Genomic DNA, 1,203 nt, shown 5'->3' with positions numbered 1-1,203 from the left:
AGTACATGGTTTTTTAACTGTGGTATGCGACGGTGGTGGAAGCAGAAACTTAAATCGTGAGGTTTAGGAATCGCCGCACTTTTAGGGCGGCGAGGATGTCAATAAGATAAACCCCCTTCTTAGGCGGTGCGTTTTTTTATACTACCTAGTTCTCGAATGCCTAACCAACCGATCAAACTATAGCAAATCGATAGCAACATACTTTGAATACCAATTCTTAACCACTGTTTCAAAGCCTCCAAGTTAGCTTGGCTTTCTGCCTGTTTTCGTCGATCTTGCAGCTGAGTTTGTAGCTCATTTTTGATCTCATCTAATCGCTGTTTAAACTCCTTCGGTTTTTTGGATAAATCCCGTAAATTAGTTAATTGTTCTCTTTGTTGGCGGAGGGTCTGTAACTGTTCCGTGTTGATCGGTTGTCCTTGGAAACTACCAGTTTCAATCACTTGAGTTCTCTGAGATATCTGCTGTTCTAATAGTTGGGGATTTTGCGATAGAGTATTTATCTGGGCTAAGAAAGCTTGAATTTGTCCCTCCCCCTGGTCAACACCCTGTTCAATTTGAGTCAAAGCGTTGTTTTTAATCTGGTTGATATTATTGATATGAACAGGAATCATCAACAGAAAAACTAAGCCTAACAGTGTGGAAAGAATAAAAATCGGCCAACGCAATTCAAAGCGGGATTTTCTAGGAATGACATCTCTATTGTTAGCGTCAATCCAGTAAGCGATTAAAACGAGAACGATACCCAGGAGAGGAACAATTCCTCGATCGACAAAGGTGGTGACGAACCCTACCTGCCATTGGGATTGACTGAATCGATAGGGCAGCGGCAGGATAAACCCATCCAAAAGGAAGGAAATAATGAAAACCAATCCCGTTAATTTCAGGGACAAAGAAGTAAAGCTGTTCATCGAAAAAATGGGTCTGAAACCCCGCCCTTTAGCGATAACGGAGGGCGGCTTTATATAAGTTAGCGAGAAACAATTAAACCGTTAGAACGACGGATTAACTGAATCTTGCTAACAGTTATCTGTCCCAATCGTTGACCATTGGTATCGCTTACAGATAGCTGTTTTTCGGTATCTCCACTAATATAACCAATTCCTTTGGGAGAAGAAACTAAATCTCCTTTACGGAACCCATGTCTTGTGGTAGAGCCACCATATTTACGTCGTTTACCACCTTTAGAAAAAACCATCAGGT

Annotated in this window: 1 protein-coding gene and 1 pseudogene; both read right to left on the bottom strand. The window is 41.4% G+C overall.

Annotated elements, in window-relative coordinates; all coding sequences use genetic code 11:
- Window positions 1–119: 119 nt before the first annotated feature.
- A complete protein-coding gene (locus PX636_RS08700) occupies window positions 120–911 on the bottom strand; it encodes an HpsJ family protein (protein ID WP_288116776.1) in 792 nt (263 codons plus the stop codon).
- Between the two features lie 59 nt (window positions 912–970).
- Window positions 971–1,203: pseudogene (locus PX636_RS08695) on the bottom strand (RRXRR domain-containing protein); the annotation flags it as partial.

Source organism: Microcystis sp. M53598_WE2 (assembly GCF_030067735.1).
GTDB classification, from domain to species: domain Bacteria; phylum Cyanobacteriota; class Cyanobacteriia; order Cyanobacteriales; family Microcystaceae; genus Microcystis; species Microcystis aeruginosa.
The sequence above is the reverse complement of the archived record's forward strand: the minus strand, read 5'-3'. Positions and strand labels throughout refer to the sequence as shown.

Coding starts and splice junctions, on each gene's coding strand:
- PX636_RS08700 (WP_288116776.1), bottom strand. CDS start 911: ATGAACAGCTTTACTTCTTTGTCCCTGAAATTAACGGGATTGGTTTTC.